Below are 20773 nucleotides of genomic sequence, written 5' to 3'. Positions count from 1 at the left end.
AGCGCGCGAAGTCTGATGAGCGGCAACAATATTGATAAACTCCTGTCATTTCTGAACGGAAAACCGGTTTCGGTTGAAGTTCGGGGTTTGAGAAAATCGTTTGACGGGCAGGAAGTTCTCAAAGGGGTTGACTTCAAAGTTTCCGCCGGCGAGATGATTGTTCTTCTCGGCAGAAGCGGTTCGGGAAAAACATTGCTCATGAGGCACATTTCGGGGCTTGAAACTCCGGACGCGGGAGAGGTGTTGATAGGTTCGGAGCCTATTGAGGTTACGCGCACAACTGTTTCTTTTGTTTTTCAGTCCTCGGCGCTTTTTAATTCAATGAGCGTTTCGGAAAATGTGGAACTGTTTATCAGGGAGCACGGGGTTATTGATTGCGAAAGCGCCATAAAAGAACTTTCCACTGCGGTTCTTTCGCTTGTCGGGCTCGCGGGCAGGGAGTCCGCCATGCCTTCAGAATTGAGCGGCGGGATGCGCAGGCGTGTTGCAATCGCCCGCGCGCTTTTGACCAATCCCGATGTAATACTTTTTGACGAGCCCACAACCGGGCTTGACCCCGCGACAAAAAAATCCGTCAGGGATTTACTGCTTATTATCAGACGCGAAATTGGAATAACCCAGATTGTGGTAACGCACGATGTTGAACTTGCTTTTGCTCTCGCTGAACGGTTATCTATAATGCACAGTGGACAGATTGTTGAGACTGGCACATATGAGGAAATCTCCACCAGCAAAAATCCGCTTGTGCGCGGTTTTTTCTCCGGTTCCAATGCTGAAGAGAGTTTAGAGGAGCAAAGTTGAAGGGATTGAAAAAAAGAGATTTGCAAATCGGCGGTTTTTTTCTTGCCGGTATTCTGGCGATTATGGTTGTGCTTGAGTTCGCGGGCTCGTCGTCTTTTCTTTCCGGTTATAGAAATCTGGATGTGTATTTTGACTCCGTTTCGGGGCTTGAAGAGGGCTCGCTTGTCAAGATGGAGGGAGTCAGGGTGGGCAATGTAAGAAGCATAGGTTTTTCTTCGGACGGCGGCAGAATAAAAGTGAGCGTGAGAGTGCGCAAAGATATTCCCCTGAACACAAACACAGTCGCCACCGTGCGTCTCAGCAGCCTTCTGGGAACAAGTTACGTCAATCTTTCATTAGGTTCTCCGCAAGGGCGCGCGCTTGCGTCCGGGGAGTCTCTGGATGGCAAAACTCCGCATGATTTCGACAAAATCATTCAGGACGCCGGAGAATTTCTTGATGAAGCCGCGCAAGCCGCGACTCGGCTCAATTCCATACTCACAAAAGTGGACAAAGGCGAGGGTTCAGTCGGCAAAATTATCAACGAGGAAGACCTCTATGAAGCCGCGCAGGAGATGATTTTCAAAGCCAACACAAGTCTGGACACAATAGAGGATTTGGCTCCGGTAAGTTTTATAGCGGCGGTTCTTGGAGTGGCGGGAACTTTCTACTAATTTTCATATTCTGTTTTATCGGAGTTATTTTTATTATGGAAGATGCGGTTTGTCCGGCAATGCCGGGAGCCGCACGGTGATTTCCGATGAAGCGTGTATGCAAACATCCGACCGTTAACAGGGATTATCACATAGAGGAGAAGTTTGAAGCCGGTCTTGTGCTGACGGGCTCCGAAGTCAAATCCCTGCGAAACGGCAAGGCGAGCATAAAAGAGAGTTATGCGGTTGCACAGCGCGGCGAGGTTCATCTCGTAGGCAGCTACATCGCGCCGTATGAGGCGGCGGGCGCGCTTGATCATGAGCCCAACCGTTCGCGCAAACTGCTTTTGAAAAAGCGCGAAATAGACAAACTTATCGGTAAAACTCAAATGAAGGGCTACACGCTTGTGCCAACCTCAATCTATTTTCGCGGCGGTTTTGCGAAGGTGGAAGTCGCGCTCGCAAAAGGAAAGAAGCTTTACGACAAGCGTTCCGACGTCAAAAAACGCGAAGCCGACAGGGAAATGGAAAGAGCGATGAAAAGGGAAATGAAAAGAAGATGACGCGCTGTTTGGCATTTTTTGCGGTTCTCGTTTTGTTTGCGGCAACTTCCGTGTCGGCGTTCGGAGGTTCCGCAGCCCGGTAGTCCTGAATTGTTCAGGCGGAAAAAGGTTTTTACGGTAAAGCCGAAACTCTGCATCCGGCGGGAGTCGCTTACAAGACGCAGAGGCTTTACTCCAAAGCGATTGAATTTTATAAAAAAACGGTCAAAGCGGACCCCGAACATACCGGAGCGTGAGAAAATCCGGCAGGCGCTTATGCCTCAAAACCGCGCCCGTCGAACTGAGAGCAAAGGTTAAACGCAAAAACAAAAATCAAAACTACAACCCCAATCGATACGATAAATATCAGCAATCCCGTTGATAAAGACCCCTATCCGTGGCATTGAGAAAACTTGTGATAAAATCAACGGAATGTCTGTGAGATTGAAAACAATTTTTCTGTTGCCAATTGCGTTTTTCGCACTTGCTTCCTTTGCGTTCGCGCAAGACGCTTCAAAGGTTTTTAAGAAAGCGTCCCGCTCAGTTGTGGTTGTCTATGTTTATGATGACGAAGGGAAAAATACATCACAGGGTAGCGGTGTTGTCATCGGCAAAGGCGAAGTTGTTACAAACTGTCATGTTATAGAAAACGGAGAAAAAATAACCGTTCATACCAAAACGGGGCAGCCAAAAACCGCCACGCTTTTCCGCGCCGATTGGGAAAAAGATGTCTGTTTGCTGAATGTTCCGGGATTGAAAAGCAAAAAGGCAAAAATTCGCCCATCAAATTCTCTGAAAATTGGTGAATCCGTTTACGCAATCGGTTCGCCCGAAGGAATGGATTACAGTTTAAGCGCGGGGCTGGTTTCTCAACTGCGCAGAGATAAGAAAGACTCTCCCCCGATTATTCAGACTGACGCATCAGTTTCATCAGGTTCCTCAGGGGGTGGGCTTTTTGATAAGAAAGGCAATCTTGTCGGCATTGTGTCTTTTGTTTTGGAAGAGGCACAAAACATAGGGTTTGCAACTCCAGTTGAATGGATAGAGGAAGTCCGTGTAAGCGGGATTGAGACCGATTCTACTATAAGCTCCGAAACACTGATTGCCGGTTTTCGTTTGCTGAATCTCATCTTGGCAAATTCTCTGGTTGATAGTTAGGATTGGGTTGAACTTGAAAAGCACTCCTTGAAGTGGATTGAACTTTTACCTTCTGATTCTTTGGGGTGGTTTTATTTGGGATTTTCTTATGCCAAACAAGGCAGACACGGACAAGCGATAGAGTCATATAGAGAGGCACTCCGAATAAATCCTGAGCTTGCGGAAGCGTGGAATAACTTGGGAACTACTTATGCAAAACAAGGCAGATACGGGGAAGAAATAGAGTCTTTTCGTGAGGCGTTGCGAATAGATCCTGAGGATGCGGAAGCGTGGAATAACTTGGGAGTTTCTTATTATAACCAAGGCAGATACGGGGAAGCGGTAGAGTCATATAGAGAGGCACTCCGAATAAATCCTGAGCTTGCGGGTGCGTGGAATAACTTGGGACTTTCTTATGCTAAACAAGGCAGATACGGGGAAGCGGTAGAGTCATACAGAGAGGCACTCCGAATAAATCCTGAGTATGCGGAAGCGTGGTATAACTTGGGGAATGTTTATGGCAGACAAGGCAGATACGGGGAAGCGGTAGAGTCATATAGAGAGGTACTCCGAATAAATCCTGAGTTTGCGGAAGCGTGGTATAACTTGGCAGGTTCTTACAAACTCAACCGTCAGGACAAGAAGGCAAAAGAAGCGTGGGAGCGGTTGAACAAATTAAATCCCTCTTTGGCGCGGAAACTTCGGCGGCACATTTTTAATTGAAATTACAGTTGCTCAAAACCCATTCTTGAAATATCGCCTTCAATTCATTAGTATCCGTATCCCGACAGGGGGCGAACTGGCTTCGACGTATCTGAAGACAGCTCATGTTGCATGCCGAGCTTGGCTAACTCGTTAAACTGACCTCTCGCTTATTAAACGGCGAACCAATTAACGCACTTGCGGCCTAATTAACGCCGCAGCGCTTCACGCGGCAATGCCTGCGGGCTTCGTGAGGCGGCATCCAGCAGGCTGGCTTGTTCGCGGCTTCCGGTGCGCGAACGGGTGAGAAAACTCATCGGGAAAACGGAAAAAGCGCTCGCCCGCCGGCAACTTTCTCCGTCAAATTACGGCGGGATAAGCATGTAGAGGCTGGGTGATTCTCTTTTGCGGACGCGGGTTCAATTCCCGCCGCCTCCACCAGATTAAATGGAATAATTCTGTGAACCTTGATGAAATCATTGTTGCGACCGGCAATGAAGGCAAAGCGCGTGAATTCGGCTGCCTGATGAGCGGAGTTTTCAACAAAATTTTATCCCTCAAAGATTTTCCTTCGGTTGTTATGCCGGAGGAAACCGGCGAAACCTTCGCGGGAAATTCGCTTCTTAAAGCCCGAGCGGTTTTTGAAACTGTTCGTTCCGAACGCTCCGTTGTGCCCGCCGTGCTCGCGGACGATTCGGGAATTGAAATTCACGCGCTCGGCGGCAGACCCGGAGTGCGCAGCGCGCGTTACGCGGGCGAAAACTCCACCGATGAGGAAAACTTGGATAAATTGATGTCGGAACTCAAAGGCGTTCAGGACAGAGGCGCACGCTATGTTTGCGTTCTGACTCTGATTTTGCCGGACGGGGAGAAAATTGTTGTGGACGGAGTGTGCGAAGGAGTGATAGCGGAGGCAAAAAAAGGTGATGGCGGATTTGGCTATGACCCTGTTTTCTTTCTCCCGTCTTTAGGGAAAACAATGGCTGAAATTTCCGCTGAAGAGAAAAACCGCATAAGCCACAGGGGCAAGGCGTCAAGAGAGATTGCCTTGCGTGTGCGGGAGATAGCTTAATGAACAGAAAACCTTCCACGCAAAAGAAAGTCCGCCCCGTCAAATACGTTTTTGTTACGGGCGGCGTGATGTCGTCTCTTGGCAAGGGCATAGCCGCCGCGTCTCTGGGGCTTCTGCTTGAAAGCAGAGGACTCACAATCGGCGTTCAGAAACTTGACCCCTATATCAATGTTGACCCCGGAACGATGAACCCCTATGAGCACGGAGAGGTTTTTGTTACCGATGACGGAGCCGAAACCGATCTTGACCTTGGTCACTACCAGCGTTTTACAAAAGCCGAACTTACACGCGCGTGCAATTTTACTTCGGGAACGGTCTATCATTCGGTCATAACAAAAGAAAGAGAGGGCGAGTTTCTCGGCAAAACCGTTCAGGTTATTCCTCACATCACCGATGAGATTAAATCCAGAATAGAATTGCTGGGCAACAGCGGCGAAAAAGATGTTGTGATTGTTGAGATAGGCGGCACCGTGGGAGACATTGAAAGTCTGCCGTTCCTTGAAGCCGTGCGCCAGTTGCGGTCTGAACTTGGAAGGGAAAACACCGTTTTCATACATCTGACATACGTTCCCTACGCAGGCGCTTCGGGGGAATTTAAGACAAAACCCACACAGCACAGCGTGAAGGAGTTGCTGAAGATTGGAATTCAGCCCGATGTTCTTCTGTGCCGCACCGAAAAGCAACTCCCCGATGAAATCAAACGGAAAATCGCGCTTTTCTGCAATGTTGATTTCAATTCGGTTGTATCCGGCAAGGATGTGGACTCAGTCTATGAAGTGCCGCTTGTGTTGCACGGTGAGGGTTTTGACGAAACGGTCGCCTCACAGCTGAACATATGGACGAGAAACCCCAGACTGACGGGTTGGCGCAGGATGTTTGAAAGCATCGGCAAAATGTCAAAGACCGTTACGATAGCGGTTGTGGGCAAATATGTAACGGGACAGAGCGACACCTACAAAAGTCTTCACGAAGCCCTTGTTCATGGAGGAATGGCAAACGGTTGCGAGGTGAACATCAAATACATTGATTCCGCGGAAATCAAAAATGAGAGTTCGTTACTTCTCAAAGACGCGGACGGCATTCTGGTGCCCGGCGGTTTTGGAGAGAGAGGTTATGAGGGCAAGATAAAAGCGATAGCGCGCGCAAGAAAAAACAACATTCCGTTTTTTGGAATTTGTCTCGGAATGCAAATGGCGGTTGTGGAATTCGCGCGAGACGTTTGCGGAATAAAAAAAGCCCATTCAAGTGAGGTGGACGCCCACTCGCCACATCCGGTGATTGACTTTCTGAGCGGGCAGAAAGACATTGAAAAGAAAGGGGGGACTATGAGGCTCGGCGCTTTCCCGTGTGTGTTGCGAAACGGCACGCGCGCACACAAGGCATATGGGAAAAAGCGCATATCAGAGCGGCACAGACACCGTCTTGAATTCAATAACGATTACCTTTCAGAACTCAAGGCGGGCGGACTTGTGGCAAGTGGCGAGTCGCCGGATTCTTCGCTTGTGGAGATTGTTGAACTCAAAAAACACCCGTGGTTTGTAGGATGTCAGTTTCACCCCGAATTTCTTTCAACTCCTTTGTGTCCGCATCCTCTTTTCAGGGATTTCATTGGCGCGGCTCTCAATTTCCGGAAATCCAGATGAGATGAAACCGGGCGAAATTGTAATTTTCAGAAAGAGAAAGGAGCCGTGTTGCGGAATTTTTATTTCCTCAGAGGACGGCGCTGTAACGGTTTTTTCCGAAGAAGGAAAAAACATGCGGGTTTCAGATGACAAAGTCGCGTTCAGCGCGGGCATAACGCTTGACCTGAAAACGGACGCCGAGTGGAAAATGGAGATGCGGCGTCTCAGAAAAAATCTTGAAGCCGCCAAAGACGGTTTTGATTTAAAACCTCTATGGGAGCATTTTGCCGGCGCGGGAGAGACGGTTTCCTTTGGCGAAATTTTGTCGGTTTATTCATCCGGCTCCGAGCCGGATGCGGACGAAATCCTCAAACTATTCTGGGCTGTTGACAAAGACACGGTCTATTTCAAACGGTACAAGGGTGGTTACCGCCCGCTTGCCGAAAAATGCGTTGAAAAAGTGCTTGCCCGTGTCAAAAAACGCGCCATGGACAAAATACAGGGTGATTTGTCGGAGCAGTGGATACGGTCGGTTCTTTCAGGCTCGGAGTTCGAACCTGAAGGTTTTGACAGGCAAAGGTGCGTGAAAGCCGTGATTGCTTATATTGAAAATGCCGAGGAGAATCCCGCTTTCAAAACCGCGCACGCGATTTTATCAAACACCGGAATAAAAGATTCCGCAGAGGCGACCGAATTGCTGATTGAATCAGGTGACTTGCCCGAAGGTTCCGACCCCGTGATGATAGCCGCCCGAATCAAGGACGGTTTTTCGCCCGAAGCGCTTGAAGAGTCAGCGCGCCTGATTTCCGGAAAAACAGAAACCGGTTCTCTTGAGGATTTGACCGCGCTTGAAACTTTTTCAATTGACGATGAGACGACAGAGGATATTGATGACGCAATTTCCCTTGAGACTTCCGAAACCTGTTTGCGCGTAGGGGTTCATATTTCCAATGTCGCTCTAATCATTCGCCCGGACGGCGCGCTTGATCGCGAGGCGAAGCAAGCAGCTGAAACTATGTATTTTCCCGAGCGCAGGGTAGATATTTTCCCCTCGGAACTGATAAAGGGGCGGCTCAGTTTAATTGAGAAAACCGAGCGCGCCGCGCTTTCGGTTTTTATGGATTTTGACCCGTGTACCCTTGAGATGAGCGATTTTCGTTTCGCCGCGACAAAAATTTCCGTCAAACGCAACATGACTTACGACGAAGCGGAGGGGTTAATTGAGACCGGGGGCGATTGGAAGAAACTTGCGGAGATATGCGCGGCATTGAAGCACAAAAGGATTGAGCGGGGCGCGTTGATAGTGAATGTTCCGGAGTTAAAAATCCGCGTGGACGCGGACGGAAACATCAAAGCCGGCTTCGCGCAGCCCAAAGGCCAGGCACACCTTGTTGTTTCCGAACTTATGATAGCCACGAACAATGTTTCCGCCGTCTTTCTCAAACAAAACTCCGTGCCCGCAATTTTCCGTTCCCAGACCGAGCCCATTTCTCCCGCCGCGCGAGATGTTGATGAAAAAGACCCGCTTTTCCCGGTTCGGATAGGCAGATTTATGAAGCCATCCAAAATCAACATTTATCCGGACTCGCACCGCTCGCTCGGAGTTGAGTGTTACGCGCAGGCGACCTCGCCCATAAGGAGATACCGCGACCTGATTGTGCAGAGGCAGATTATGTCCGAAATTCGCCGCGAAGCGGGGCTTGATGAAAAATCTATTCTGCAAATCATCTCCGAAACCGAACAGATAATTCATGACAGGCGCGTTGTTCAGAGAAGCAGAACACGGTTTTGGCTTTTTGAGCATTTCAGAATGATGGACTCGCAAGCGCGGCTTGAGGGAACTGTTTCGCGTATCGCGGACGGGAGAGTGTTCGCGTATTTCCCGCAGTATTGTCTGGAGTTCCCGCTTCACGGCGAAAAAAAGGACGTTTTAAAGGAAGGCGGGCAAGTCAGAGCGAAGATACGCAAAGTTGACCCTGTAAGACGCAGATTGAAACTTACGGCTGTTTAACGTGCCGGACGCGGGATTTATTTTTTCAACGCTTTGAAGATGTCTTCGATGCTTGTGTATTTAACCCTCGGGCGTCCCGTTTTTTCGCCTTTTGTCTTTTCCTTGCCGTCTATATAAGACCACTTTCGGTAACTTACGTAGTCCGGTTTTGTTTTCTGAAGCAGTTTGTCAACCGCATCCTGAGGCGCGGAGGGGCTCAGGGTTTTCCCTTCGGCAAAATCCTCAAGCATCAAATCAACCGTTTCGGTGGAGTCCATTTTATTTGTCCCGATAATTCCGGTCGCGCCTCTTTTAATCCAGCCGGTCGTATAGAGACCTTCAAGTTGCTTCCCGCCGGGTTTATCCAGGACTCTGCCCGCGTCGTTGGGAATAACTCCCGATTTTTCGTCAAAAGGAACGTCTTTCAGGGCGACTCCCGTGTAACCGATTGAGCGGAAAATAATCGCCACTTCCATTGTTTCGGTTTCCCCGGTGGCATTTGCGGCGAGGGTTCCGTCATCCTTTTTTACAAGACGGTTTTTCGCGAAAGTCACACTTTGCACTCCGCCGTCCGTACCGGGGTCGATGCTCAACGGGGAAAGCAGAAATCTGAAATGCAGGGTTTTCTTTTTCCCTGAGCGCCGTTGTGAAAACCCACGGAGAATTTCAAGTTTTTTCTCAGTTGCCGCGTCAGGATTTTTTTCAAGAAACTTGCTCGTTACGGTGTCAAGTCGCACATCTTCCGGGCGCGCCTGCGCGTCCGCCTCTTCAAGGTTGCCAAGCTCTTTCAGTTCGGGGTTTGTGAAAGCCGCCTGCGCGGGTCCCCTGCGCCCGATTATGAATACTTCTTTGATGCCGCTTGATGAGAGTTTTTCAAGCGCGTAGTCGGCGATGTCAGTTTTGAGCATCTCCGCCGGACTGAGGCACAATATCCTCGCCACATCAACTGCGACATTACCCACCCCGATTATAACGGCGCGTTCGCCCGACAAGTCGAAATCAAGATTTGAAAAGTGCGGGTGACCGTTGTACCACGCGACAAACTCGGTCGCCGTGTGGCTCCGGACCAGATCTTCGCCGGGAATTTGAATTTTTTTGTCCGTTTGCGCTCCGGTGGCGAAAACTATTTGATGATAATTTTTCCTTATATCGCTGAGAGTTATGTCTTTTCCAAACTCCACAAATCCAAAAAAACGAAAACCGGGTTCTGAGGCAATTTTGTCAAACATCTTTGATACACTTTTGATTTTCTGGTGGTCAGGCGCAACACCCTGCCGCACGAGTCCGTGAGGGGTTGGCAGCAAATCAAACATGTCAATCTGTACCGGAACGGGACTTTTTTTAAAAATCCTGTCCGCTGTGTAAAAACCCGCCGGACCGGACCCTATAATCGCCACACGCAGTTTTTGGTTTTCTTTTCTCATTTCAGTTCAGCCCGGCCGTTAGCTCTCTTTTTGTCGGTATAATTAGGCGACATGTCACGAACAACCGTGGACAGAGAGCATCTCCATCTGAAAATAGTTCAGGAAATAAGCGATTTTGTGAATAAATCCACAGGCCTGAACACTATTCTCAAGGGAGTTGTCAACAAAATAAGTGAGTCGCTTCATTTCGAAGTCGTTTCAGTATACATAATTGACGGCGACAACAGCACCTTACGCCTGAGGGCCAACACAGGATTTGACAGCGAAACGGACGCCGAAATAACAATTTCAAGCGGTGAGGGAATAGCGGGAATGATATTCAAAACCATGCGTCCTTTTGTGACCATGAATGTTTCCAGCCATCCTAAATACAAACCGATTGAAAACACCGGAGAGGAAAAATACGAATGTTATCTCGGCGTTCCCATTGTTCTTAAAAACCACTGTGTCGGCGTTTTGGTGGGGCAGACAAGCCAGCGGCGCCACATTACCCCCGCCGAGCAGACGCTTTTTGAGATTATCGCTTCGCGTCTGGCCGGACTTCTTGAAGTTGCGGACACCCTTGACCGGCTTCATACGCCTTCCATCATTGAGCACAAAACCAGAACCTATCAGGGCAAAGGAGTGTCTTCCGGAGTCGCGGTCGGAAACGCTTTTCTCATAAGCGGGCTTTTCGGAAGCGCGGGCATGTTCTCTCCGCCTCCGCAGTCCGCGGATGAGGAGAAAAAACGTCTTTTTGAAGCGTTCTTGCGCGTTGAAAAAGATATGAAAGACCTCATAGGGGTTTTGCAAAAAGACGATGTTCTTTCCGCGAGCGAGATTGAGATTTTTGAAGCCCATCTGATGCTTCTTTCAAGCGAAAGCTCGGATTCGGTTCGGGGTGTGATTATTTCGCGCGTTGAAAAGGGCGATGTTTCCGCAGAAACAGCCGTTGTTCAGGGTATTGAGTCAATTGCCGGGAGATTTGAGCACCACTCGGACAGGTATGTGAGGGAAAAAGCGCAGGATTTTAGAGACATAGGCGAGAAACTTCTTCACGAACTTGTAAGGTTCAAGAAAAAAGAAGCGGAGCCGTTAGAGGGCTCCGACAGTTCCACAATACTGGTCGCGCGGGAGATAGGCCCCTCGTTTGTTTCAATGCTTGGTAAAAACAAAATAGCGGGCGTTATAACCGAAAGAGGCGGGGAAACTTCGCATGCGGTCATAATTGCCAAATCGCTCGGCATACCCGTTGTTATCGGGATAGAGAATGTTTGCGACCTCATTAACTCCGGCGACAAAGTCATCGTTGACGGCAGAACGGGTTTTGTTTTTGTCAATCCCGATGAAATGCTTGTGAAGGAGTATGAAAGTAGCGGCAGGAGAATTGAGGAAATCCGCCATCTTTTTGAGTCCGATGAGAAGATTACGGACGTGGCGCGGGAAATGATTCTCACGGCGAATATAGGTTTTCCGGACGATATTGAAACCGCTGTGCGACACGGAGTTTCCGATGTGGGGCTTTTCAGAACGGAGTTTGCGTTCGCGAGCTTTGAAAAACCGCCCGGCGTTGATGAGCAGACAAAAATCTACGGTGACATATCGCGCAAATTCGGCGGAAGCGTAACAGTCAGAACGCTTGACATCGGCGCGGACAAGGTGCTTCCGTATTTCAATATTCCCGAAGAGGAGAATCCTCTTCTCGGTTTGAGGGCGATTCGGTTCTCAATGGAATATCTTGACCTGTTCAGGGAGCAGATAAAATCCATAATGCTTGCCGCTGTGGGCGGCGCGCGCCTGAGGATTTTGCTTCCGATGGTTTCAAACATCTGGGAGGTTGAGACCGCGAAACAGATTATGGACGACACCGCGTCCGAAGCGGGGCTTGCGCCGGACAAGATTCCGCCGCTCGGTGTTATGCTTGAGGTGCCCGCGCTTGTTCCGCTTCTTAATGAATACGCTGAAATTGTTGATTTCATTTCTGTTGGCACGAACGATCTTGTTCAGTATTTGCTCGCGGTTGACAGGAACTCAAGTGCGGTAGGGCATCTTTACACCTCTTTTCATCCGGCGGTTTTGCGCGTGCTTGACACAATACGAAAAAGCTCGGACAGAAACAGGATTGAGGTCTCGATTTGCGGTGAAATAGCGGGTTCTCCGAAGGGCGCTCTTCTGATTTCCGCGCTCGGATACAAAAACTTGAGCGTTTCGCCATACAGGATTCCGATTGTCAGATTTATTGCAAACCACACGGACGCCGAATTTCTTGCAGGTTTGAGGAGAAAACTTATGCGCGCGAAAAGCGAAGCGGACATCGAAAGACTGCTTGCGAACAGTCTTGAAAGCATTGATTCCGCCCTTGTGGAGTTTGATTAGACCGCCCGGGATGTTTGATAAAGCGCGCTGTTGCGTGTAAACTGCCAATCACAGTTTTAAGCAACCGAATTCTCTATTTTCAGGGTGCTTCAGTCCGGTTGTCGTAGTTGAAAAGGAGGGATAAACAAATGCCTAAGAACACTCTTACAATCACGGATAACAGAACGGGGAGCAAATATGAAATTCCCGTTGACAACAGTACCATCAAAGCCGCCGATTTAAGGCAGATTAAGGTCAAAAAGACCGATTTCGGAATGATGAGTTACGACCCCGCTTTCACAAACACGGCATCTTGCCAGAGCTCAGTAACCTTCATAGACGGCGAAAAAGGGATTCTCAGATACAGGGGATATCCCATTGAGCAACTCGCGAAAAAAAGCAATTTTCTCGAGGTTGCCTATTTGTTGATTCATGGCGAGTTACCCAATAAAAAACAGTATGACGAATGGGGTTATAACATCACTCACCACACTTTTCTGCACGAAAACATCAAGAAATTCATGGACGGTTACCGCTATGACGCTCACCCGATGGGGATGATGATGAGCACCGTGGGCGCGCTTTCAACCTTCTATCCCGAAGCCAAGGACGTGGAAGACCGCGACAATCGCATGATTCAAATTCATCGGCTTATCGCAAAAATGCCGACAATCGCGGCGTTTTCGTATCGGCACGCGATAGGGCTTCCGTATAACTATCCCGACAACGACCTGAGTTATACGGGGAATTTCCTTAATATGATGTTCAGAGTGGGAACGAGAAAATACAAGCCGGACCCCGTTGTTGAAAAAGCGATGGATGTGCTTTTCATACTTCACGCTGACCATGAGCAGAACTGTAGCACAAGTGTTATGAGAGACGCGGGAAGCAGTTTGCCCGACCCTTATTCCGCGACCGCCGCCGCAGTGAGCGCGCTTTACGGGCCTCTGCACGGAGGGGCAAACGAAGCGGTGCTGAAAATGCTTGCGGAGATAGGTGATAAAAAGCGGATACCGGACTACATAAAGAGGGCGAAAAACGGTGAATTCCGCCTTATGGGATTTGGGCACAGAGTTTATAAAGCATACGACCCGCGCGCCGCGATAATCAAGGACATAGCGCACAAGGTTTTCTCTAAAGTCGGCAAAAATCCGCTTCTTGAAATCGCGCTTGAGCTTGAGAGAATCGCTCTTGAAGACGACTACTTCGTAAAGAGGCAACTCTACCCCAACGTGGATTTCTACTCCGGTCTTATATACCAGAGTCTCGGACTTCCGGTGAGCATGTTTACTGTTCTTTTTGCCATCGCGCGAACCACCGGGTGGCTGGCTCAGTGGGAAGAGATGATAACGAATCCGGAGACTAAAATAGCGCGTCCGCGTCAGGTGTATACGGGAAAGAACAAAAGGAATTTTGTTCCGATGTCCGCCAGAAAAAGATAACGGTCCGCCGTCCGTTCGTCCTGTTTTTCAGTGAGTCCGGTAACGCCTGAACGGTAATTCCAAAACCCGTTTGCGCCTGTTATAGTGGTTTTCCGATGACAAGAGTTAAGGTTTGCGGAATAACTAACGCCGATGACGCCATTATGGCGGCGGATATGGGCGCGGCGGCTGTGGGTTTCATCTTTTATCCGGGTAGCAGAAGGCATATTGAACCCGAATCGGCGGCGCGTATAGCGTCTCTTCTGCCGTCAGATGTTGTGAAGGCCGGGGTTTTTGTAAATCAGGAAGTTGATTTTATCGGCGGTGTTATGAAATCGGTCGGGCTTGATCTGGCTCAAATTCACGGCGATGAAACGCCGCAGTTCTGCAGCCAAATCCCCGGCGTCTATATGAAAGCGGTTAGAGTCAAAGACAGAGACAGTTTGAAGGAGATAGACGATTACGACTCAAATTTTGTGTTGCTTGACACTTTTGCCGACAGGCAGTTCGGTGGAACCGGCAGAACCTTTAACTGGGATTTATTGAGCGGGATTGACTTGAAGGGCAAAAAACTGTTTCTTTCAGGCGGGCTTAATTCCGGCAATGTCGCCGAGTCCATTGGAGCGGCAAAGCCCTACGCGGTTGATGTTTGTTCCGGGGTTGAAAAAACCCCGGGCGTGAAAGATTTGGGCAAACTGAAAAAGTTTATGGAAGAAGTACAAATTGCCGACAACAATGAATAAGGAAGGTTTTTTCGGAGATTTTGGGGGGCGTTTTGTTTCGGAAACCCTGATGCCCCCGCTTCTTGAACTGGAAGAGGCTTATAAAAAAGCCATATCCGACCCCGATTTCACAAACGCGGTTGGCAAATGTCTTGCGGATTTTGCGGGCAGACCCACGCCTCTTTATTTTGCCGAAAGAATGACAAAAAAACTCGGCGGCGCGCAAATCTATCTTAAACGCGAAGATTTGGCGCACACCGGAGCGCACAAGATAAACAACACAATCGGGCAGATTATGCTTGCCGACAGAATGGGCAAAAACCGCATTATCGCAGAAACCGGAGCGGGGCAGCATGGAGTTGCCACCGCCACGGTCGCCGCTCTTTCAGGGAAAAAATGCGAAGTTTACATGGGGCGAAAAGACACCGAACGGCAGAAAATGAACCTTTTGCGGATGCGTGCTCTCGGTGCGACAATTCATCCCGTTGATACCGGAAGCGCGACTCTCAAAGACGCTCTGAACGAAGCGATGAGAGACTGGGTAACAAACGTTGCGGACACTTTTTATGTTATCGGTAGCGTAGCGGGACCGCATCCGTATCCCACAATGGTCAGGGATTTTCAATCCGTCATCGGTACCGAAGTGAAAAAGCAATTCACATCCGCCGGAGTTGGAAAACCGAATCTGCTTGTTGCGTGTGTTGGCGGCGGCTCAAACGCGGCGGGTTTGTTTTATCCGTTTATTGAAGATTCGGAAGTGGTGAAAGTCGGTGTTGAGGCGGGTGGCGGCGGACTTGAGCCGGGCAACAATTCAGCGACAATCACGCGGGGCTCTCAAGGGGTTTTGCACGGTAGCAGAACATTTGTTCTTCAAGACGATGACGGGCAGATAGAGAAGGCGCACTCTATTGCCGCCGGTCTTGACTATCCGGGCGTGGGTCCCGAGCACTCGTTTTTCCACGATGCGGGTCTTGCCGAATACGTTTCGGTGTCAGATGATGATGCGCTTGAAGCGTTCTATTTTCTCTCTGAAACCGAAGGTATAATTCCCGCTCTTGAGAGCGCTCACGCAGTTTCTTATGTAATGAAGGTTGCTACGGACATGCCCGCAAGCGCGACTGTTGTGGTTTGCCTTTCGGGCAGGGGGGACAAAGATATAGACGTGGTCGCCCAGAGGGCGGATGGATAGGAAGAGATGGAAGAAGTTACGAAAATTGAGAGCCGGTTACCTCAGTGGGCGCGCCATTTTTTGAAATACGCGCTTGTGGGTGTGGTTTCGGCAACGATTGATTTGATGGTTTTTGAGATTGTCAGACAGATTCTCGTGTTTGGCTCAATTACCGTTTTCCTACCGGGCGGAGCGCAGTTTGTGGTGACGGAATGGTTTGTGGCGAAAACCATTTCTTTCTCAATCGGGACGACTGTTAATTTTCTTATCTGCATGAATTTTGTTTTCAGAATCAGAGGGCGCTCGCTTGCCATGGCTTCGTGGCGTAAATTTTTGTCGGGCGTGGCGGCGCTTGTTGTAAGTTTGCTGATTCTCTGGCTTCTGGTTGACGGTTTTCATTTCGGCGAAATACAGAGTCTGCCGATTCTTCCTTTTGACGGTATATTTCTTGCGAACGGCTTTTCAATTTGCATAGGTTTTTTCTTGAATTTCGTCCTTACCAAATACTACGCGTTTGGGGATTATTAGACCGTCCGCCGCCGGCAACTTTTCCGTTTAATTGACCGCTTACTTTTTGCTGTTATAATTTCCATTTCCAAAATGAGGCGGGCGGGCGTCTTTTCCTTCAAAGACGCAAATTCCTTTTTTCACAATGCCTAAGGCAATCAATCAAAAATTTTCCGAACTGAAAGAGCGCGGCGATGCGGCTCTTGTGTGCTATCTCACCGCGGGAGACCCATCTCTTCAACTGACTGAGGAAATCGCCGTGCGAATAGCTTCAAGCGGCGCGGACATACTTGAGATAGGCATTCCGTTTTCAGACCCCATGGCGGACGGGCCCGTTATTCAAAGGGCTTGCGAAAGGGCTCTTGAGTCAGGCGCGACTCTTGAAAAGATCTTGAAAACCGTGCGGAAAATCAGGGACCGCTCTGATATTCCTATTCTTCTTTTCGGTTATTACAACCCGTTTTACCGTTACGGTATTGAGCGTCTCACAGCGGATGCCAAAGCCGCCGGAGCGGACGGCATTCTAACCGTTGACCTGCCGCCCGAAGAGGCGGCGGAGTTCAACTCCTCCCTGAAAGAGAAAGGGCTGGACGAGATTTTTCTGCTGTCTCCCAACACAACCGACAAGCGCATAGAGGCGGTCGCGCGTCTTGCCGGAGGGTTCATATATCTTGTCTCAATCACGGGCGTTACGGGAGAGCGTCCTGAAATGGACTACGGGAACGTGAAAGGGCTTGTTGAAAAAATAAGAAACAAAACCGGTCTTCCGGTCGGTGTCGGGTTCGGAATTTCAACCCCGGAGCAGGCGGGCAGAGTCGCGTCTTTTGCGGATGCGGTGGTTGTGGGAAGCTCTATAATGCGCATGGTGGAAGAGTTTTCGGCGGACGCCGCCATGCTTGATAAAATTGCGGATTTTGTTTCCGATCTTTCAAAAGCGTGCCGAAGCGGTCAGAGGTCATGAGTAAATCTGGTGTAGCAAAATTGAAGAAGGTTCACGAAGGCGCGGATAAAATTCTGATTCTCCTTCACGACCATCCCGACCCGGACGCGATGGCAAGTGCGCTTGCCTTGAGAACTCTGCTGGGAAGGAATCGCCAGACGGCGACAATCGGGCATTTTGGCACAACCGTTTCGCGCCCGGAAAATGTTGCGATGATGGATATGCTTGAAATTGATGTTGTTTCCGTCACCCTGCGGCAGGCGAAAAACTTTGATTCGGTAGCCATGGTTGATGTTCAGCCGTCTTTTTTCGGCGATATTCTTCCAAAGGTGGATTCCGTTATTGACCACCATCCCGAAGTGGAAAACTACAAAGCCAGTTTTGTGAGGATAAGCGCCGATGAGGGAGCTACCTCAACAATAATGACGGGATTGTTGCGCGCTTCAGGGATGGAAATTTCCGAACGGCTCGCGACCGCTCTGCTCTACGGGATAAAGACCGACACATTTTCCCTCGCCCGCGATGCCGGTGATGACGACATTGAAGCGTTCACCTTTCTCTATCAAAAAGCCAACCTCGGACTTTTGAGGAAAATAGAAAAGGCGGAAATTCCCTCCGACCAACTTAAGGTGTTCGGCAAATCGCTTGCGCGTCACCGGGTTAAAGACGGTGTGCTTTTTGTTAATCTGGGCAAGGTGAATCATGAATACATGATTCCAAAAATGGCTGATTTCTGTATGCAGGTAAAAGACACCGAATGGGTCGCTTCGTTCGGGATTTTGCGGGATTCCTACTTTCTGCTTTCGTTGCGCAATGTTGGCTATGTTAAGAGCGCGGGCAGGGTGGCGCGGCACCTTTTCCATATGTTCGGGTCCGAAAACGGCAAAAACGGCAAAGTTCTTCGCGAACAGATGAAGCAGGGCGGAGGCGGTGGACACAGTTCTGCGGCAAAAGTGGTTGTTCCCGTGAGAGAGTTCAAAAAACTGCTCGGTGGCATTTCGCAAAAATCCATCGAAAAGTGGGTGGTGGAAACCGTTATAGAAACCATAGACGAGGTTTGAAACCGGCCGGCGGTTTTGCGTGCCGGCACAGACGCCCTTATACTTGCTGAGAGGTATTTGCCGCGTGGCGCAGAGCACTCTCATTATCTACGATTCCATTGAAAGCGTGCCCGAAGATGAGCGTTCATACTGGCGGCAATACATAGATTTTTACGAGCAGTATTGGGGAGGTCCCATGTCTCCGTTTGGCATCTGGTTCGGTAATGAATACGGGAACTTCCGCCGCGCCATTGCCGACCACATGGGGGTTGAAGAGCCCGCCGTGAGAGACTGTTTTTTCATCAGAAGCGAAGACGGGGTTCTATACGTCTGTCCTCTGGGCGGCGCGGAAAATCCCAACATACTTTCGTGCGAGAACGCGGTTCCGTTTGAATGGTTTGCCGCTTTTGAGGAATCGGGCAGGCGTAATTTTTATTCCCACTGGGGTTTTAGTTCAATTCATTACAACACAAAGGTCGGCCCCACGCGGGAAAAACTCGCCGCCGCCGAAGAGACTCTTTCGCGCGCGTTTGACAAAACAGATCACGAAAAACTGCGTGCGATGGTTGAGTGGATGGAAAAAGGTGTGAGAAATATGGACAGATGGTTTTCAGGGCGTGAGGAGGGCGGCTATGCGGTTTTGAACTACGGCGATGTGTGCTCGGTTCTGACGCCGCAGTCGCTTGACAGGGAGCGTTCGGTTGAGCAGGTCGCCAAGATTTTCTCCCTGCTTGACGAGGGCAAGTGGAAAGAGTCTTACGAAATTTCCGCGCGCTTCTTTCAAAAATGGGAGGATTTGAGGCAGATGTGCGCCGCCGCGGGCGGCGATGAGCCGCTTCAATAGACCGTTGCCGAAAACATCCCGCGCAATACGGGCTTTTGATAAGGGTGCGTTTGCGGACGCCAACATTTCAAAAGTCATCTCAATTTTGAGGACTAAGTCCCGAAAGTGGAATCCGCCCGTTATGAACCTTGAGGAAACGCACGGCGGCGACCCGTTCAGGATTTTGATTTCCACAATCTTGAGTTTGCGCACAAGAGACGAAACAACCGCGGCGGCTTCAAGAAGATTATTTGCCGAAGCGAAAACGCCTCGTGCGATTATCTCTCTGGGAGAGAAAACGGTTCAAAAACTGATCTATCCGGTTGGTTTTTACAGAACAAAAGCGGCGAACATAATCAAACTTTGCAAGCGGCTTGAAAATGAGCGCGGCGGTGAAGTGCCGGACACGATTGATGAACTTCTGGATTTTGATGGAGTCGGAAGAAAAACCGCCAATCTTGTCGTAACACTCGGTTACGGCAAACCCGGGATTTGTGTTGACATACACGTTCACAGAATTTCCAATAGGCTTGGCTATGTGCGCACAAAAACGCCGGAAAAAACCGAGTTTGCGCTACGCGAAAAACTGCCGGGAAAATACTGGATTGAATACAACGGTCTGCTTGTCGCGTTCGGGCAGACAATCTGCAAACCCATCTCGCCAAAGTGCGATGTTTGTCCGGTGAGTAAGTGGTGCATGAGGGTCGGGGTGAAATAAAGTGAAGTCGGGGAAATGGGAAAAAATAGCAGAGACGGACATATACACCGAAGTAAGAGAAAGAGATAAGGTGTGTCGGATTTGCGGGGATAAACCTGAAAAGCAAAATCTTCATGTTCATCATATTGTTTCAAGAAGACGCGGCGGGACAGATAATCTAGAGAATCTTGTAGCCCTATGTTCAAAGTGCCATCCCACAGTGGAAAGAATAACGGAGACCCTTATTAATCGGGGTTGTTTTCAGGGCGCTGATAGCTGGAAAGAAATTGCGGAAACAACAAAACAACAACAGATGTTGTCCAAACATGAAATTATAAAAAGATATATACCAGATAAAAAACGTTGGGACCGCATAGTCAATTCTCATTTTTCTACTAGCAGTGCGGGGGAAGCAGAGGCTGTAAAACAAATGCTAGAATCTCATTTCGAGGATTTGTTTTTTGATGATATGCCGACATGGTATTGGCACACGGAACAAATTGAAGAGGTGTTGTCAATGCCCGATGTTGACAACTTGGAAACAGAGTCGCTCATACTTCCTGAAGGTATTGGTGTAGGGTTTCACCTGTTTAGAAAGATTAATGAAGGCAAAGTCGCTGACAGATTACATCTTTCAAAAAACTTTTTTCCTTTTGCAATAATCATTACGCCTCAGAGAGAAGTGTTGGGAATATATCCTAACCCTGTAGAGGAAAATATTCCTGATAATAAACAAGTGGTTATAGCAGAAGCTCTTGAAAAAGATATTCTCAGGCTAGTAGCACCAGCCGTACCGGCTCATCATCCATGGTTTTTTATTGCGGCAAAAATGACTGCTTTCTTAGAGCAAAAACTTGTAGATGTGCTAAGCGAAAAGGCATTGAAACGACCGGACCGAAAGCGCATAGGTATGGATTTACCAGTAAGCCAAACTGAAGTTAATGTAGTAACTTGGAGAAAAATAAAAGATCAACCAGGCACAGGTAAATCAGAGTGGGACAAGCGTTGGTGGGTCCGTATGCATTGGCGGAAACAGTGGTATCCAAGCAAGAATGCCCACCGACTTATTTGTATTGCCCCATTTGTAAAAGGAAATCCGAATATGCCATTGCATATACCAAAACCTACTGTTAACAAGGTGGACAGATAAGGATAAGCAAGGTGTTGAATACTGAGACTTTCTATTGCCTCACCCCCTA

Annotated in this window: 19 protein-coding genes and 1 other RNA gene; 19 read left to right on the top strand and 1 reads right to left on the bottom strand. The window is 49.1% G+C overall.

The features are described from left to right. The first annotated feature begins 15 nt into the window (after window positions 1-15). The 9 genes from GKS04_05055 (at window position 16) to GKS04_05015 (ending at window position 8519) form a co-directional block, all read left to right on the top strand. Window positions 16-801 (top strand): ATP-binding cassette domain-containing protein, encoded by a 786-nt coding sequence (locus GKS04_05055; GenBank protein QMU56496.1) that lies wholly within the window; start codon window positions 16-18, stop codon window positions 799-801. Window positions 802-806: 5 nt separating this feature from the next. Beyond that, window positions 807-1454, top strand: coding sequence for an MCE family protein (locus tag GKS04_05050; GenBank protein QMU56495.1), 648 nt, complete (start codon window positions 807-809; stop codon window positions 1452-1454). A gap of 86 nt (window positions 1455-1540) precedes the next feature. Continuing rightward, window positions 1541-1996: an SsrA-binding protein SmpB gene (gene smpB, locus GKS04_05045; GenBank protein ID QMU56494.1), complete on the top strand. Its 456-nt coding sequence runs from the start codon at window positions 1541-1543 to the stop codon at window positions 1994-1996. Between the two features lie 411 nt (window positions 1997-2407). After that, window positions 2408-3133 (top strand): trypsin-like serine protease, encoded by a 726-nt coding sequence (locus tag GKS04_05040; protein QMU56493.1) that lies wholly within the window; start codon window positions 2408-2410, stop codon window positions 3131-3133. 27 nt (window positions 3134-3160) lie between these two features. Beyond that, window positions 3161-3835, top strand: coding sequence for a tetratricopeptide repeat protein (locus GKS04_05035; protein ID QMU56492.1), 675 nt, complete (start codon window positions 3161-3163; stop codon window positions 3833-3835). Between the two features lie 67 nt (window positions 3836-3902). Then, window positions 3903-4255, top strand: a transfer-messenger RNA (tmRNA) gene (gene ssrA, locus GKS04_05030). A gap of 19 nt (window positions 4256-4274) precedes the next feature. Next, on the top strand, window positions 4275-4886 hold the full coding sequence (rdgB, locus tag GKS04_05025; GenBank protein ID QMU56491.1) for an RdgB/HAM1 family non-canonical purine NTP pyrophosphatase: 612 nt from the start codon (window positions 4275-4277) through the stop codon (window positions 4884-4886). After that, on the top strand, window positions 4886-6529 hold the full coding sequence (locus GKS04_05020; protein ID QMU56490.1) for a CTP synthase: 1644 nt from the start codon (window positions 4886-4888) through the stop codon (window positions 6527-6529). The genes rdgB and GKS04_05020 overlap by 1 nt, the downstream gene beginning before the upstream one ends. 1 nt (window position 6530) lies before the next feature. After that, window positions 6531-8519, top strand: coding sequence for an RNB domain-containing ribonuclease (locus GKS04_05015; GenBank protein QMU56489.1), 1989 nt, complete (start codon window positions 6531-6533; stop codon window positions 8517-8519). Window positions 8520-8536: 17 nt separating this feature from the next. On the opposite strand, the gene GKS04_05010 is transcribed toward GKS04_05015, so the two are convergent. Further along, window positions 8537-9922, bottom strand: a complete 1386-nt coding sequence (locus tag GKS04_05010) for an NADP oxidoreductase (GenBank protein ID QMU56488.1) — start codon at window positions 9920-9922, stop codon at window positions 8537-8539. A gap of 51 nt (window positions 9923-9973) precedes the next feature. On the opposite strand from GKS04_05010, the gene ptsP reads away from it, so the two are divergent. From ptsP to GKS04_04960, 10 genes are all read left to right on the top strand, one after another. Beyond that, window positions 9974-12277, top strand: coding sequence for a phosphoenolpyruvate--protein phosphotransferase (gene ptsP / locus GKS04_05005; protein ID QMU56487.1), 2304 nt, complete (start codon window positions 9974-9976; stop codon window positions 12275-12277). A gap of 128 nt (window positions 12278-12405) precedes the next feature. Continuing rightward, complete coding sequence (locus GKS04_05000; GenBank protein QMU56486.1) at window positions 12406-13698, top strand: citrate synthase; 1293 nt, start codon at window positions 12406-12408, stop codon at window positions 13696-13698. Window positions 13699-13793: 95 nt separating this feature from the next. Then, a complete protein-coding gene (locus tag GKS04_04995) occupies window positions 13794-14420 on the top strand; it encodes a phosphoribosylanthranilate isomerase (GenBank protein ID QMU56485.1) in 627 nt (208 codons plus the stop codon). Next, window positions 14413-15588 carry a tryptophan synthase subunit beta gene (gene trpB / locus GKS04_04990; GenBank protein QMU56484.1) on the top strand — a complete coding sequence of 392 codons (1176 nt, stop codon included), beginning with the start codon at window positions 14413-14415 and terminating at the stop codon, window positions 15586-15588. The genes GKS04_04995 and trpB overlap by 8 nt, the downstream gene beginning before the upstream one ends. Before the next feature lie 6 nt (window positions 15589-15594). Beyond that, a complete protein-coding gene (locus tag GKS04_04985) occupies window positions 15595-16095 on the top strand; it encodes a hypothetical protein (protein QMU56483.1) in 501 nt (166 codons plus the stop codon). A 124-nt stretch (window positions 16096-16219) separates the two neighbouring features. Further along, the gene (locus GKS04_04980; GenBank protein ID QMU56482.1) at window positions 16220-17035 is read left to right on the top strand and encodes a tryptophan synthase subunit alpha; all 816 of its coding nucleotides are present in this window, start codon (window positions 16220-16222) and stop codon (window positions 17033-17035) included. After that, window positions 17032-18075: a hypothetical protein gene (locus GKS04_04975; protein ID QMU56481.1), complete on the top strand. Its 1044-nt coding sequence runs from the start codon at window positions 17032-17034 to the stop codon at window positions 18073-18075. Before GKS04_04980 ends, GKS04_04975 begins: the two co-directional genes overlap by 4 nt. 64 nt (window positions 18076-18139) lie before the next feature. After that, window positions 18140-18898 carry a hypothetical protein gene (locus GKS04_04970; GenBank protein ID QMU56480.1) on the top strand — a complete coding sequence of 253 codons (759 nt, stop codon included), beginning with the start codon at window positions 18140-18142 and terminating at the stop codon, window positions 18896-18898. After that, window positions 18882-19595 (top strand): endonuclease III, encoded by a 714-nt coding sequence (locus GKS04_04965; GenBank protein ID QMU56479.1) that lies wholly within the window; start codon window positions 18882-18884, stop codon window positions 19593-19595. The genes GKS04_04970 and GKS04_04965 overlap by 17 nt, the downstream gene beginning before the upstream one ends. A 1-nt stretch (window position 19596) precedes the next feature. Further along, a complete protein-coding gene (locus tag GKS04_04960) occupies window positions 19597-20724 on the top strand; it encodes a hypothetical protein (GenBank protein QMU56478.1) in 1128 nt (375 codons plus the stop codon). Window positions 20725-20773: the final 49 nt, after the last annotated feature.

Origin of the sequence: Candidatus Mycalebacterium zealandia (assembly GCA_014075295.1) — a bacterium.
Taxonomy (GTDB): domain Bacteria; phylum Desulfobacterota_D; class UBA1144; order Nemesobacterales; family Mycalebacteriaceae; genus Mycalebacterium; species Mycalebacterium zealandia.
The sequence above is the reverse complement of the archived record's forward strand: the minus strand, read 5'-3'. Positions and strand labels throughout refer to the sequence as shown.